9 protein-coding genes and 3 rRNA genes are annotated in these 15,547 nt (G+C 48.8%); 10 read left to right on the plus strand and 2 right to left on the minus strand.

Features of this window, described 5'->3' with window-relative positions:
• The first annotated feature begins 2 nt into the window (after window positions 1-2).
• Window positions 3-791, plus strand: a complete 789-nt coding sequence (gene pgeF / locus ACUZ8J_RS05170) for a peptidoglycan editing factor PgeF (protein WP_446693263.1) — start codon at window positions 3-5, stop codon at window positions 789-791.
• A 117-nt stretch (window positions 792-908) separates the two neighbouring features.
• Window positions 909-3,482, plus strand: a complete 2,574-nt coding sequence (clpB, locus tag ACUZ8J_RS05175; RefSeq protein ID WP_011623737.1) for an ATP-dependent chaperone ClpB — start codon at window positions 909-911, stop codon at window positions 3,480-3,482.
• A 182-nt stretch (window positions 3,483-3,664) separates the two neighbouring features.
• On the opposite strand, the gene ACUZ8J_RS05180 is transcribed toward clpB, so the two are convergent.
• A complete protein-coding gene (locus ACUZ8J_RS05180) occupies window positions 3,665-4,129 on the minus strand; it encodes a DUF4124 domain-containing protein (RefSeq protein ID WP_446693264.1) in 465 nt (154 codons plus the stop codon).
• Between the two features lie 91 nt (window positions 4,130-4,220).
• On the opposite strand from ACUZ8J_RS05180, the gene pssA reads away from it, so the two are divergent.
• The 7 genes from pssA to ACUZ8J_RS05215 all read left to right on the plus strand — a co-directional run bounded on the left by pssA (window position 4,221) and on the right by ACUZ8J_RS05215 (window position 14,615).
• Window positions 4,221-5,039: a CDP-diacylglycerol--serine O-phosphatidyltransferase gene (gene pssA, locus ACUZ8J_RS05185; RefSeq protein WP_279775395.1), complete on the plus strand. Its 819-nt coding sequence runs from the start codon at window positions 4,221-4,223 to the stop codon at window positions 5,037-5,039.
• 691 nt (window positions 5,040-5,730) lie between these two features.
• A 16S ribosomal RNA gene (locus ACUZ8J_RS05190) occupies window positions 5,731-7,273 on the plus strand.
• A gap of 361 nt (window positions 7,274-7,634) precedes the next feature.
• Window positions 7,635-10,527 (plus strand): 23S ribosomal RNA (locus ACUZ8J_RS05195).
• Between the two features lie 127 nt (window positions 10,528-10,654).
• Window positions 10,655-10,770: ribosomal RNA gene (gene rrf, locus ACUZ8J_RS05200) — 5S ribosomal RNA — on the plus strand.
• The 16S, 23S and 5S rRNA genes sit together here, the layout of an rRNA operon.
• Window positions 10,771-11,416: 646 nt before the next feature.
• On the plus strand, window positions 11,417-11,629 hold the full coding sequence (locus ACUZ8J_RS05205) for an OadG family protein (protein WP_446694906.1): 213 nt from the start codon (window positions 11,417-11,419) through the stop codon (window positions 11,627-11,629).
• Window positions 11,630-11,640: 11 nt separating this feature from the next.
• The gene (gene oadA, locus ACUZ8J_RS05210) at window positions 11,641-13,476 is read left to right on the plus strand and encodes a sodium-extruding oxaloacetate decarboxylase subunit alpha (RefSeq protein WP_446693265.1); all 1,836 of its coding nucleotides are present in this window, start codon (window positions 11,641-11,643) and stop codon (window positions 13,474-13,476) included.
• An 8-nt stretch (window positions 13,477-13,484) separates the two neighbouring features.
• Complete coding sequence (locus ACUZ8J_RS05215) at window positions 13,485-14,615, plus strand: sodium ion-translocating decarboxylase subunit beta (RefSeq protein ID WP_011717987.1); 1,131 nt, start codon at window positions 13,485-13,487, stop codon at window positions 14,613-14,615.
• A gap of 49 nt (window positions 14,616-14,664) precedes the next feature.
• Here the strand turns inward: ACUZ8J_RS05215 and ACUZ8J_RS05220 are convergent, their stop codons facing one another.
• The gene (locus ACUZ8J_RS05220; protein ID WP_011623730.1) at window positions 14,665-14,832 is read right to left on the minus strand and encodes a hypothetical protein; all 168 of its coding nucleotides are present in this window, start codon (window positions 14,830-14,832) and stop codon (window positions 14,665-14,667) included.
• A 244-nt stretch (window positions 14,833-15,076) separates the two neighbouring features.
• Here ACUZ8J_RS05220 and tnpA point away from each other — a divergent pair, with 244 nt between their 5' ends.
• Window positions 15,077-15,514 (plus strand): IS200/IS605-like element ISShes4 family transposase, encoded by a 438-nt coding sequence (gene tnpA, locus ACUZ8J_RS05225; protein ID WP_446693266.1) that lies wholly within the window; start codon window positions 15,077-15,079, stop codon window positions 15,512-15,514.
• The last annotated feature ends 33 nt before the right edge of the window (window positions 15,515-15,547 follow it).

Below are 15,547 nucleotides of genomic sequence, written 5' to 3' on the forward strand. Positions count from 1 at the left end.
CTATGCTGCTTCACGATTGGCCTGTACCGGATAATGTGGCAATTGCGATGACTGACCGCCACGGCGGTGTGAGTCTCGCGCCCTACGATAGCCTGAATTTAGGGCTACATGTGGGGGATGCGCCGCAGCAGGTATTGGCTAATCGTGGCATGTTGGCGAAACAGTTAGGGCTTGCGACTGAGCCTGTGTGGTTGGAGCAAGTCCATGGCACTCAGGTGGTTGATTTGGCGGATATCGCCCCAATTAATCTTGCCCAAGAAGCTCAATCTAAGAGTGTGGCCGGGCAAGATGCGCCACCTTTGGTGGCCGATGCCAGCTATACCGACCTCGCAGGACGGGTGTGTGTGGTGATGACCGCCGATTGTTTGCCAGTACTTCTGTGTAACCAACAAGGTACTGAGGTCGCCGCTGCCCATGCCGGCTGGCGCGGACTCTGTGATGGAGTGATTGAGGCGAGTGTGGCTAAGTTTACCTCTAAGCCAAGCGAGCTGATTGCCTATCTAGGGCCTGCCATTGGGCCCGAAACCTTTGAGGTTGGCGCCGAGGTGCGTGCTGCTTTTATGGCAACAGATCCAAACGCTACAAACTACTTTGTCGCTCAATGTCGGGCAACTAAGCCTGACAAATACCTTGCCGATATTATCGGATTAGCCAAATTGCGCTTAAAGAAACTGGGTATTACCCAAGTCTACAGCGCCGATATTTGCACTGTCACTAGCCCTGATTATTTCTCTTATCGCCGCGATAAAATCACTGGCCGCATGGCTTCATTGATCTGGCTTAAGTCTTAGGTTAATTCCCTTACAATTTGTATTAATTTCCCGCCGTCTTGCTTGAAATCGGTTAAATAGCCCCCATCTTTTAACTAACAAAATGTTATACCTAATTTGTGAGTTTTAGGAGGCTGTATGCGACTCGATCGTATGACCAATAAATTTCAGCTTGCCATCTCAGATGCCCAGTCGCTCGCGCTCGGGCGTGATCATCAGTTTATCGAACCGTTACATTTGATGATGGCGCTGCTGAACCAGGATTCTGGTTCTATCCATCCTTTATTAACCCAAGCTGGCATTCGGGTGAGTGCGCTGCGCTCGCTGTTGAGCCAAGAGCTTGAACGTCTACCGCAGGTCGAAGGCACTGGCGGCGATGTACAATTATCCCAAGGTTTAATTCGCTTATTAAACCTGTGCGACAAGTTGGCGCAAAAGCGCAAAGACAAATATATCTCCAGTGAGTTGTTTGTCTTAGCGGCACTCGAAGGCAGCGATGCCTTGGCGCAATGCTTAAAGAAATCAGGCGCCACCAAAGAGCTGCTCGAGCAAACCATTGAGCAAGTGCGCGGCGGTCAGAATGTGGATGATCCTAACGCGGAAGATCAACGCCAAGCGCTAAAAAAGTTTACCGTCGATCTCACTGAGCGTGCCGAACAAGGCAAACTTGACCCTGTGATTGGTCGCGACGATGAAATCCGCCGCACTATTCAAGTGCTGCAACGTCGTAGTAAAAACAACCCAGTGCTGATTGGTGAGCCTGGCGTGGGTAAAACCGCGATTGTTGAAGGACTCGCTCAGCGAATTGTGAACGGTGAAGTGCCTGAAGGGATTAAAAATAAACGCGTTTTATCCTTAGACATGGGCGCACTGATTGCGGGCGCTAAATATCGTGGCGAGTTTGAAGAGCGTTTAAAAGCCGTGCTTAACGAGCTGGCGCAGGAAGAAGGCCAAGTGATCCTCTTTATCGACGAGCTACACACTATGGTGGGCGCGGGTAAAGGCGATGGCGCCATGGATGCGGGCAATATGTTAAAGCCTGCACTGGCCCGTGGCGATCTTCACTGTGTGGGCGCGACCACTCTCGACGAATATCGTCAATATATTGAAAAGGATGCCGCCCTTGAGCGCCGCTTCCAAAAAGTATTAGTGGATGAGCCTAGCGTGGAAGATACCATCGCGATTTTGCGTGGCCTCAAAGAGCGTTACGAGCTGCATCACCATGTGGAAATTACCGATCCGGCGATTGTGGCAGCGGCCACCATGTCGCACCGTTATGTGTCGGACCGTAAATTACCCGATAAAGCCATCGACTTGATTGACGAGGCTGCGTCGAGCATCCGTATGCAGATGGATTCTAAGCCTGAATCCCTCGACAGATTGGAGCGCCGTGCAATCCAGTTAAAACTGGAAGAGCAGGCATTAGCCAAAGAAAACGATGAGGCGAGCCGACGTCGACTCGAACATTTGCGTGTCGAGTTGCATGAGGTTGAGGCTAAGGCGTCGGAGCTTAATGAAATCTGGCGCACCGAAAAAGCGGCGCTTGCAGGGACTCAGCATATTAAAGCCGACCTTGAACAGGCGCGGATGGATTTAGAAGTGGCACGCCGCGCGGGCGACTTGACCCGTATGTCTGAGCTGCAATATGGCCGTATTCCAGAGCTTGAAAAGCAACTGGACTTAGCATCGCAAGCCGAAATGCAGGATATGACGCTGCTACGCAATAAAGTTACTGACTTAGAAATTGCCGAAGTGCTCTCAAAGGCGACGGGTATTCCGGTTTCTAAGATGCTTGAAGGCGAGCGTGAAAAACTGCTGCAAATGGAAGTGGCACTGCATGAGCGGGTGATTGGTCAAAACGAAGCCGTGGATGCGGTGGCCAATGCGATTCGCCGTAGCCGTGCAGGACTTGCCGATCCGAATCGTCCTATTGGTTCGTTCCTGTTCTTAGGACCAACAGGTGTGGGTAAAACTGAGCTGTGTAAGTCGTTGGCTAAGTTCCTCTTCGATACGGAATCGGCCTTAGTGCGCATCGACATGTCTGAATTTATGGAGAAACACGCGGTTTCCCGTTTAGTGGGGGCGCCTCCGGGCTATGTCGGCTATGAAGAGGGCGGTTACTTAACCGAAGCGGTACGCCGTAAGCCTTATTCGGTGATTTTGCTCGATGAGGTGGAAAAGGCTCACCCAGACGTGTTCAACATTTTGCTGCAGGTGCTGGATGATGGCCGCTTAACCGATGGTCAAGGTCGTACCGTCGACTTTAGAAATACGGTGATCATCATGACCTCAAACTTAGGCTCTGACATTATCCAAGAAGGATTCGGTCACCTAAGTTATAGCGAAATGAAGAGCGCGGTGATGAATGTGGTGACCCATAGCTTTAGACCCGAGTTTCTAAACCGGATCGACGAGTCAGTGGTATTCCATCCCTTGGATGCGGAAAATATCAAGCATATTGCATCTATCCAAATTGCTTCATTGCGTAAGCGTTTGGCAGAGAAAGACTATACGCTGGAGATCACCGACGAGGCATTATCGTTAATCGCAGAAATTGGTTTCGACCCAGTCTATGGCGCAAGACCGCTGAAACGTGCCTTGCAGCAAGAGATGGAAAACCCATTAGCGCAAAAATTATTGCGTGGCGATTTACTGCCCGGCAAACCGATTAAGGTCAGTTGCGCCGGTGGTGAGTTGGTATTCGAGCAATAATTTGCGCGGATGGTTAACGTGCTAAATGCTGCTTAACCTAAATAAAAAAACCGAAGTTTTAGACTTCGGTTTTTTTATATCTATACGCTACAGATAAATGTTCGGTAACCCTAAAAGAGCTGTACGCGATAGTCTGGCGTGACTAACAAGGTTTGCATGCAGCCTATAACAAACGCAGAGCATTATTTCTTATCGCAAAACAGTTTTATCCGCTGCTGATTCTCGCTAATTGCCGCTTGGCGCTCTTCTTCAGTCATTGCGACTGGTTCTTTATTGCCTTCTTCTTGGCGGGTGAGCTTGGTATGAGTCGTTAACACATCTAAATTATGTTTAGCGTTTTCACAAATCGTTTCGGCTTGCTTGGCGTCTTTCTCTTTAATTAACGCTGCTGACTTTTCGGACTCGGACATTTCAGGGGGCGCATCTTTTTTAGCGGGAGCGATATAGCCAATTTTACCAGGCTCGATATCTTCGCTATAGAGTTGCTGCGTTTTGGATTGTTCCTGCTCCGGTGGCTGCTGGCTGTAATGGGTGACACCATTCTCATCTACCCAAGTGTAAATCACCCCGGCGAATACGGGCTGAGTGAGCATCATTAAGCATGCAATCCGCAAAAACATAGCGCTAACCTTGGCTTTTCTTAACATAAAAATCATCCCTAAGGGTCACCATCGACATGATAGTAAAATATGCTATCTTGAAGCCTACTTCCATTTCAGCTCATAGCTTTATAAGTGTATGCAAAATTCCTCGAATCAAACAGTAAAGAATAAAGGTATCTATTTACTGCCGAATTTATTCACCACCGCAGGCTTGTTTTCCGGTTTCTATGCTGTGATTGCCTCTATGAATGCTAACTTTGAAGCGGCGGCGATTGCGATTTTTGTGGCCATGATTTGCGATGGCTTAGACGGCAGAGTGGCAAGGTTAACGAACACGCAAAGTGACTTTGGTGCCGAATATGACAGCATGGCAGACATGGTGTCCTTTGGTATGGCACCTGCGTTACTCGCCTATAATTGGGCGCTTGCGGATTTAGGTAAGGTTGGTTGGCTCGCAGCATTTATCTATTGTGCGGGCGCAGCATTAAGGTTGGCACGTTTTAATACCCAAGTCGGCGTGGCAGATAAGCGCTATTTTCAAGGCTTAGCGAGTCCTGCTGCAGCGGCAGTAATTGCTGGTAGCATTTGGCTTGGCAATCAGTACAACCTCGATGGTAAGAATATCAGTTGGATTGCCGGATTGATTACGGCCACCACGGGATTATTAATGGTGAGTAATTTCCGTTATCACTCATTTAAGGAAATTGACTGGCGCGGCAAAGTGAATTTCATTGCTATCTTATTTGTGGTTGGCGTGTTTGTGGTGGTGTCGGTGCAACCGGCATTAATACTCTGTATTGGTTTTTACCTCTACGCTATCTCGGGGCCTGTGATCACCATTCGTACCGTGAGAAAACTAAAAGTGGCGCACATTGTGGGTGATGGCGATCATGAAAAGGAACAAGACACGGGAGAGGGCACCAAGAGTTCGACAAATTCTACGGATAATCCTTAGCCCGACAGTTCCAACACTCGCAAGCTTTATTCAATGAGTCAGTTCTGCGGTTCAAGAGTCACCATTCGTTATTCTTGAACCGTTTTCCTCATTCGACACCTATACATATATATACAAAAGTTTTAAAGCATCCTTTCTTAAGGCTATTCGATCTATAGAATTCCCTGCACATCCATGCCGCATATGCCAAACTTATCAACCCGAGTGACAAAGATTGCAGCATATTTATCCGATACTTGTAGTTTTGCTGGTTATTTGCTCACTTGGCGTGATTTGTTAAAAAAGCCCTTGCGTAAAAAGTTCTGCTGCCTATAATGCGCATCCACTGACACGGCAGACAGCAAAAGCAAGCGCAGTATCAGTGCGAATCGAATGCAAAATGTGCAGTTGACTCGAAAGCCTCAAGAAGTTTGCAAAAACGCCTTGACGCGACAAGGGAAATGCGTAGAATACGCAGCCCTGACCCGCTGAGCGGTAACGCGAAAGCTGAGGTCAAATGCTCTTTAACAATCTAAACAAGAAATCTGTGTGGACACTCACAGGTGTTGAGTTAATCGAAATTACTCTGCCGTTTGGCGAGTAATCAAAATTTAAATCAATGAATGAGTGTTCATAGCAATATGTACAACGACTTATTAAGTTAAGTCGATTCAGAATTCATTGAGTCGAATCTTCGGATTCACAAAACTTTTAATTGAAGAGTTTGATCATGGCTCAGATTGAACGCTGGCGGCAGGCCTAACACATGCAAGTCGAGCGGCAGCACAAGTGAGTTTACTCATGAGGTGGCGAGCGGCGGACGGGTGAGTAATGCCTAGGGATCTGCCCAGTCGAGGGGGATAACAGTTGGAAACGACTGCTAATACCGCATACGCCCTACGGGGGAAAGAGGGGGACTTTCGGGCCTCTCGCGATTGGATGAACCTAGGTGGGATTAGCTAGTTGGTGAGGTAATGGCTCACCAAGGCGACGATCCCTAGCTGTTCTGAGAGGATGATCAGCCACACTGGGACTGAGACACGGCCCAGACTCCTACGGGAGGCAGCAGTGGGGAATATTGCACAATGGGGGAAACCCTGATGCAGCCATGCCGCGTGTGTGAAGAAGGCCTTCGGGTTGTAAAGCACTTTCAGTAGGGAGGAAAGGTTGTAAGTTAATACCTTGCAGCTGTGACGTTACCTACAGAAGAAGGACCGGCTAACTCCGTGCCAGCAGCCGCGGTAATACGGAGGGTCCAAGCGTTAATCGGAATTACTGGGCGTAAAGCGTGCGCAGGCGGTTTGTTAAGCGAGATGTGAAAGCCCCGGGCTCAACCTGGGAATTGCATTTCGAACTGGCAAACTAGAGTCTTGTAGAGGGGGGTAGAATTCCAGGTGTAGCGGTGAAATGCGTAGAGATCTGGAGGAATACCGGTGGCGAAGGCGGCCCCCTGGACAAAGACTGACGCTCAGGCACGAAAGCGTGGGGAGCAAACAGGATTAGATACCCTGGTAGTCCACGCCGTAAACGATGTCTACTCGGAGTTTGGTGTCTTGAACACTGGGCTCTCAAGCTAACGCATTAAGTAGACCGCCTGGGGAGTACGGCCGCAAGGTTAAAACTCAAATGAATTGACGGGGGCCCGCACAAGCGGTGGAGCATGTGGTTTAATTCGATGCAACGCGAAGAACCTTACCTACTCTTGACATCCAGAGAATTCGCTAGAGATAGCTTAGTGCCTTCGGGAACTCTGAGACAGGTGCTGCATGGCTGTCGTCAGCTCGTGTTGTGAAATGTTGGGTTAAGTCCCGCAACGAGCGCAACCCCTATCCTTATTTGCCAGCGCGTAATGGCGGGAACTCTAGGGAGACTGCCGGTGATAAACCGGAGGAAGGTGGGGACGACGTCAAGTCATCATGGCCCTTACGAGTAGGGCTACACACGTGCTACAATGGCGAGTACAGAGGGTTGCAAAGCCGCGAGGTGGAGCTAATCTCACAAAGCTCGTCGTAGTCCGGATTGGAGTCTGCAACTCGACTCCATGAAGTCGGAATCGCTAGTAATCGTGGATCAGAATGCCACGGTGAATACGTTCCCGGGCCTTGTACACACCGCCCGTCACACCATGGGAGTGGGCTGCAAAAGAAGTGGGTAGCTTAACCTTCGGGAGGGCGCTCACCACTTTGTGGTTCATGACTGGGGTGAAGTCGTAACAAGGTAGCCCTAGGGGAACCTGGGGCTGGATCACCTCCTTACCTATACGACTAACTCGATGTTTGGTTGGTAAGAAACTGCTCCATGCGTTTCTTACACACGGCACATCCATGTGCCTGAGTGTTCACACAGATGGCTTGTTGAACTTCTCGAAAGAGGAGGGAGAGCGAAATGCACCGCATGCCGGTAAGCATTGTTCTTTAACAATTTGGAAAGCTGATAGTAATTAATACAATGATGTCTGTCGTTGTGTTAATACGAAAAAATTGAGTTCTTAAAACACTTTTTAAGTGTCTTGAATATTCAAGTCTAAGGCGAGTCCATCTTCTTGGTCGAAGATGAGACAAGTAAAACCAGCTGGTCGCAACAGCGCAAGTGATGTGAAACTCATTTGGGTTGTATGGTTAAGCGACTAAGCGTATACGGTGGATGCCTTGGCAGTCAGAGGCGATGAAGGACGTAGTAACTTGCGAAAAGCGTTGGCGAGCTAGTAACAAGCATTTGAGCTAACGATGTCCGAATGGGGGAACCCAGCAGCATAAGCTGTTATCACTACATGAATACATAGTGTAGTGAGGCAAACGAGGGGAACTGAAACATCTAAGTACCCTTAGGAAAAGAAATCAACCGAGATTCCCCTAGTAGCGGCGAGCGAACGGGGATTAGCCCTTAAGTCAGAGGGGTGTTAGTGGAATGGTCTGGAAAGTCCAGCGGCACAGGGTGATAGCCCCGTACACGAAAACTAACCTTTGATGAAAACGAGTAAGGCGGGACACGTGATATCCTGTTTGAATATGGGGGGACCATCCTCCAAGGCTAAATACTCCTGACTGACCGATAGTGAACCAGTACCGTGAGGGAAAGGCGAAAAGAACCCCTGTGAGGGGAGTGAAATAGAACCTGAAACCGTATACGTACAAGCAGTGGGAGCGGTACTTGAGACCGTGACTGCGTACCTTTTGTATAATGGGTCAGCGACTTACGTTTTGTAGCGAGGTTAAGCGAATAGCGGAGCCGTAGGGAAACCGAGTGTTAACTGCGCGTTTAGTTGCAAGGCGTAGACCCGAAACCCGGTGATCTAGCCATGGGCAGGTTGAAGGTTGAGTAACATCAACTGGAGGACCGAACCGACTAATGTTGAAAAATTAGCGGATGACTTGTGGCTGGGGGTGAAAGGCCAATCAAACCGGGAGATATCTGGTTCTCCTCGAAAGCTATTTAGGTAGCGCCTCGGACGAACACCTTTGGGGGTAGAGCACTGTTAAGGCTAGGGGGTCATCCCGACTTACCAACCCTTTGCAAACTCCGAATACCAAAGAGTGCTATCCGGGAGACAGACGGCGGGTGCTAACGTCCGTCGTCAAAAGGGAAACAACCCAGACCGTCAGCTAAGGTCCCAAAGTGTATGTTAAGTGGGAAACGATGTGGGAAGGCTTAGACAGCTAGGATGTTGGCTTAGAAGCAGCCATCATTTAAAGAAAGCGTAATAGCTCACTAGTCGAGTCGGCCTGCGCGGAAGATGTAACGGGGCTAAACATACCACCGAAGCTACGGGTGCAATCCATTAGGGTTGCGCGGTAGAGGAGCGTTCTGTAAGCCGTTGAAGGTGAAGGGGTAACCCACGCTGGAGGTATCAGAAGTGCGAATGCTGACATGAGTAACGATAAAGGGGGTGAAAAACCCCCTCGCCGAAAGACCAAGGGTTCCTGTCCAACGTTAATCGGGGCAGGGTGAGTCGACCCCTAAGGCGAGGCCGAAAGGCGTAGTCGATGGGAAACAGATTAATATTTCTGTACTTCCGCTAACTGCGATGGAGAGACGGAGAAGGCTAGGCTAGCGCGGCGTTGGTAGTCCGCGTTTAAGGTGGTAGGTGGAACGCTTAGGCAAATCCGGGCGTTCTTAACACTGAGAGCTGATGACGGTCCCCAAGGGGATGAAGTAGTTGATGCCATGCTTCCAGGAAAATCTTCTAAGCTTCAGGTTAGCGGGAATCGTACCCCAAACCGACACAGGTGGTCGGGTAGAGAATACCAAGGCGCTTGAGAGAACTCGGCTGAAGGAACTAGGCAAAATGGTACCGTAACTTCGGGAGAAGGTACGCTGCTGTTGGTGATGGGACTTGCTCCCTAAGCTGACGGCAGTCGCAGATACCAGGTGGCTGCAACTGTTTATCAAAAACACAGCACTGTGCAAACTCGCAAGAGGAAGTATACGGTGTGACGCCTGCCCGGTGCCGGAAGGTTAATTGATTGGGTTATCGCAAGAGAAGCTCATGATCGAAGCCCCGGTAAACGGCGGCCGTAACTATAACGGTCCTAAGGTAGCGAAATTCCTTGTCGGGTAAGTTCCGACCTGCACGAATGGCGTAATGATGGCCACGCTGTCTCCAGCCGAGACTCAGTGAAGTTGAAATTGCGGTGAAGATGCCGTATACCCGCGGCTAGACGGAAAGACCCCGTGAACCTTTACTATAGCTTGGCACTGAACATTGACCCTACATGTGTAGGATAGGTGGGAGACTTTGAAGCGGGAACGCTAGTTCTCGTGGAGTCGTCCTTGAAATACCACCCTTGTAGTGTTGATGTTCTAACTTGGGCCCCTAATCGGGGTTAAGGACAGTGCCTGGTGGGTAGTTTGACTGGGGCGGTCTCCTCCCAAAGAGTAACGGAGGAGCACGAAGGTTGGCTAAGTACGGTCGGACATCGTACGGTTAGTGCAATGGCATAAGCCAGCTTAACTGCGAGACAGACACGTCGAGCAGGTACGAAAGTAGGTCATAGTGATCCGGTGGTTCTGAATGGAAGGGCCATCGCTCAACGGATAAAAGGTACTCCGGGGATAACAGGCTGATACCGCCCAAGAGTTCATATCGACGGCGGTGTTTGGCACCTCGATGTCGGCTCATCACATCCTGGGGCTGAAGTCGGTCCCAAGGGTATGGCTGTTCGCCATTTAAAGTGGTACGCGAGCTGGGTTCAGAACGTCGTGAGACAGTTCGGTCCCTATCTGCCGTGGGCGTTGGATGATTGAGGGGAGTTGCTCCTAGTACGAGAGGACCGGAGTGAACGAACCGCTGGTGTTCGGGTTGTCATGCCAATGGCATTGCCCGGTAGCTATGTTCGGAATCGATAACCGCTGAAAGCATCTAAGCGGGAAGCGAGCCCCAAGATGAGTCATCCCTTGGACTATAAGTCCACTAAAGAGCCGTTCGAGACTAGGACGTTGATAGGTCAGGTGTGTAAGCGTTGTGAGGCGTTGAGCTAACTGATACTAATGACTCGAGAGGCTTAACCATACAACCCAGATGGGTTTTGCGAGTTCTTAGACGAATACAAACACTTAAGAAGTGGCACTCAATCCAGCTTTCCGAATTTAATTTACTGCCTGCATGAGATAAGAAGGGTAAGTAAATACCAAATTTGCTTGGTGACAATAGCATTGTGGTCCCACCTGATCCCATCCCGAACTCAGAAGTGAAACGCAATCGCGCCGATGGTAGTGTGGGGTCTCCCCATGTGAGAGTAGGTCATCGCCAAGCGCCTAATTAAACGAAGAAGCCAGCTGAATAAGCTGGCTTTTTTGTTTTTCGTGTTTACCATTTCAGTTTCTGTATTCTTCATAAGCCTTCTTTAATTACTAACGTTATTACTCTACGGTCTAAGATGCAGCGTTAATGGAGAACGGCTGATTATCTTGTTTTCTAGACTTTTAAACCTGTGTTCTCATTATTCCTCTAAACACCTTCTTGGCAGCTTAACGCTTTAGCGCTGTATTTCGATGCTTCTTGGCTTATGTCCTTACTTATAAGACTCATCGTTAGATTTAAACTTGTACTCATTTAATAAGAGATTCAAGACCTCATTGTCGCTGGATTTCATCTTCTGCTGCTGTTTACTCAGGGCTTAATCTTGAGAGCCAATAACCTTTCTCTCCCCAATAAAAATATCTGCTTTGCTGTTTCATTAACGAATATTCATTTTATCGCTCATTCACTAAGGATCCCTCAGACACTTGTTGTCGATCTTATGTAAATTGGTCTTACCAATTTACATCTATAGATTGAGTTTGTTATCAATGAAGATGTTGTGAAGTTGTAAAACTAACACTTGATTGGGTTGAAAGCTGGAGGAGGTACTAACGTGAAAGGGGAGCTAATACAACAGCTTTTAGATGCTGTTGGCATCATGTTATTGGGCATGGGGCTAGTCTATTTATTTTTAAGTGTATTGATATTAGGGGTACATCTGGTTGCTAAGTGGTGCCGTGAAGAGCCCAAAGCAGTAGATCCGTTAAAGGCGAATGATGCGAGCTCGACCGGAGCTGCAAACACTTTAGATCCTAAATTGGTGACAGCGATCAGCTTAGCCGTCCAGCAGTATCGTTCTCAGGCTAGATAATGGAGCGCCATATGAACCGAGTAAATTGGATTATGGCGCCTAAGCCATTACAGTTAACCGATGTCGTCTTGAGAGATGCACATCAGTCTATTTTAGCAACGCGTTTACGCATTGATGACATGCTTCCGATTGCACCTCTGCTTGATAGAGTCGGTTTTTGGTCGCTTGAGTCTTGGGGCGGAGCGACCTTTGATGCCTGCATTCGCTATTTGGGTGAGGATCCTTGGGACAGGATCCGCGAGCTGAAAAAGTTAATGCCCAATACGCCTCAGCAGATGTTACTGCGCGGACAAAACCTTTTGGGTTATCGCCATTATGCCGATGATTTAGTGACACGTTTTGTCGAGCGTGCCCATGCCAATGGTGTGGATGTGTTCCGTATCTTTGATGCGATGAATGATGTGCGTAACCTCGAGATGGCGGTAAAAGCGGTGCGGGATGTTGGTGGGCACGCGCAGGGCACAATTTCCTATACGACCAGCCCTGTTCATTCGGTTGACACTTGGGTCGATATGGCAAAGCGTCTTGAGGACATGGGCTGTCATTCTCTGTGTATTAAAGATATGGCGGGTCTGCTGAAGCCGATGGAAGCCTTTGAGCTTATCAGTCGCTTAAAATCACAAACTCAACTCATGCTCTCATTGCATTGCCACGCCACAACAGGCCTGAGTACCGCAACCTATCAAAAGGCGATAGAGGCAGGAATCGATGTGCTCGATACCGCGATTTCTTCCATGAGTCAAACCTATGGTCATACGGCAACTGAAACCGTGGTTGCCATGGTGGCGGAGACTGAGCGTGAAACTCACTATGATCTTGCCTTGCTTGAAGAGATTGCCGCCTATTTCCGTGAAGTGCGGAAAAAGTACGCCAAGTTTGAAGGGGCATTAAAGGGCATTGATTCGCGCATTCTTCGCGCTCAAGTGCCCGGTGGAATGTTGACGAACATGGAGAGTCAGCTTAAAGAACAAGGCGCGGCTGACAAGCTCGATGCTGTGCTGGAGGAGATCCCTCGGGTACGTCAGGATTTAGGTTTTCTGCCTTTGGTTACGCCAACCTCGCAAATTGTTGGCTCACAGGCGGTGATCAACGTACTGATGGGGCAACGATATCAATCGTTAACGAAAGAGACTGAAGGCGTGTTAAGGGGCGAATATGGCGCTACTCCAGCCCCGGTTAATCCCGAGTTGCAGGCCAAAGTGCTTAATGGCGCGGCGGCGATAACCTGCCGTCCTGCGGATTTACTTTCACCAGAACTTGAGAACTTGCGTGCGGAGTTATTATCAAAGGCGCAGGACCAAGGGATTAGTCTCGTCTCAGAGAGTAAGGAAAAGTCACTGGACGATGATTTACTCATCTATGCGCTCTTCCCACAGATAGGCTTACAGTTTTTAAAACACCGTCACGATCCAACCGCCTTTGAGCCAAAACCCGAACTTGCGCCAGTGTTACCTGCTACGCCGCGAGAGGCCGAAACCTATACCGTTACGGTTGAGGGGCAAACTTATGTGGTTGAGGTTGCCGAGGGCGGCGAAATCAGCCAGATCCAAGCTCAAGGGCAAGGTGGACAGCAGCTTGGTCAAACTAATCCTTCTCAGTCGAGCGCTGCACCAGTGCCTCAAACCTGTGAGGTGAAGCTTAAGATGAGTGCGCCCCTATCGGGCAATATCTTCAAAGTGCATGTTGGCATTGGTGACAAGGTGTGCGCCGGCGATGTCGTTATCATCCTAGAGGCCATGAAAATGGAGACCGAAATCCGCGCACAGGGGGATGGCATTATTACTCATCTCTTTGTGAAGGAAGGAGATTCGGTTGCAGTGGGTTCTCAATTATTGGCCTTAGCCTAGGAGTTGTTATGGATGGTTTACTGGCTTTCTGGGCCGAAACGGGCATAGCCCATTTTACCGCGGGGCAAGCACTAATGATGGCTGTAGGCGCCTTGCTATTATACCTAGCGATAGTGCGTGGCTTTGAGCCCCTACTGCTGTTACCTATTGGTTTTGGCGCCGTGCTGGCGAATATTCCTAACGCGGGTTTTACCGAAGAGGGTGGAATGCTGTATTACGCCTACCATGTTGGGATTGAAACAGGGGTGTTTCCGCTGCTGATCTTTATGGGAGTCGGGGCACTGACAGATTTTAGTGCGCTGATTGCCAATCCAAAGACCTTGCTACTCGGCGCAGCGGCGCAGTTTGGGATTTTCGCAACCTTAATTGGGGCGATAGCGCTAAATCTGGTGCCTGGTTTTGAATTTACCATGCAGGATGCTGCTGCCATTGCCATTATCGGTGGCGCGGATGGACCAACGGCGATTTTTCTTGCCTCTAAGCTTGCACCTGAGTTGTTGGGGGCGATTGCTGTGGCGGCCTATTCCTATATGGCGCTGGTGCCAATTATCCAGCCGCCCATCATGCGTTTACTTACGACTCAAGCCGAGCGTGAGATAAAGATGGAGCAGCTTAGGGAGGTGAGTAAAAAGGAGAAGATTATTTTCCCGCTGATGGTATTGGGCTTAACGATTTTATTCTTACCCGCAGCGACCCCTCTGGTTGGCATGTTTTGCCTTGGCAACCTAATGCGCGAGTCGGGTGTGGTTGATAGATTATCGAAAACAGCGCAAAACGAGCTGATTAATATCGTTACCATTTTCTTAGGTTTAGCTGTTGGTTCTAAACTTTCTGCGGAGCAGTTTTTGCGCGTCGAAACCTTAGGGATCTTGGTTCTGGGGGCGTTGGCATTCGGGATTGGTACCGCAGCTGGAGTGCTGATGGCAAAACTGATGTGCAAATTAACCGGTGGTAAGGTCAATCCGTTAATTGGCGCGGCGGGCGTATCAGCTGTGCCCATGGCGGCAAGGGTGGTGAATAAGGTGGGATTAGAGGCTAATCACCATAACTTTTTACTAATGCACGCCATGGGGCCAAACGTTGCTGGGGTATTAGGCTCTGCGGTTGCGGCGGGGATTTTACTGGCTGTGCTTGGCTAAGCTGCGAATTTGGAGGCTAGAGCAAAGCCTATTGTGAACCAATAGGCTTTTAAGCCGTTAACCACAGGAGCAGCATAAGAAGCAAAATCACAGTGCCGCTGATGGCTATGATGTAGATAAAGCCACGTTTTCCTTGAGCCAGCGGTAAACCATTGGCTTTTAAAAACAGTATCCACAGCAAGCAAAGGATAAGCGGGAATAAAAACAGTTTAGTCATGCTTCATTCTACTTTTGGTAAATAAGTGAAGAGTTTAACAGCTTGTTTGACCGAAAGTCATGGACGTTTTATTCGCAATAAGTGAAATACGGATAATAAAAAAGACCGCATTTGCGGTCTTTTTATTGTCATCCCAAAACCACCGCCTCTGGCGGTGGTGATTGTCCCTTAAGGCTATAGCCTGAATAACGCCCATGTTAAAAGAGACCTTCTTATTCACCACAAGTAAGAGGAAACGAGAAACATGGGCGATTACAGAAGTTCATCACATGTTTACTGGCGTTGTAAATATCATATCGTTTGGACGCCTAAGTACAGATTCAAAATTCTAAAAGGTAACCTTGGTAAAGAGCTCTACAGGTCGATTTATATTCTATGCAATATGAAAAGTTGTGAGGTCTTAGAATTAAACGTCCAGATAGATCATGTGCATCTAGTCGTGATAATTCCCCCAAAGTTGTCATTATCCACATTAATGGGGATATTGAAGGGTAGGAGCGCAATAAGGCTTTTTAACAAATTCCCTCATGTTCGCAAGAAGTTATGGGGAAATAGCTTTTGGGCGAGGGGTTATTTTGTTGATACGGTAGGCGTAAATGAGGAAATCATAAGACGCTATGTTCGCCATCAAGATAAGCAAGATCTTGAGCATGATGCTCAATTGTCGTTACAGATGAAGTAGGTGTAAGGAAATAGCCCCTTCCAGGGGCAAATC

The organism is Shewanella sp. Koi 1 (genome assembly GCF_052907445.1).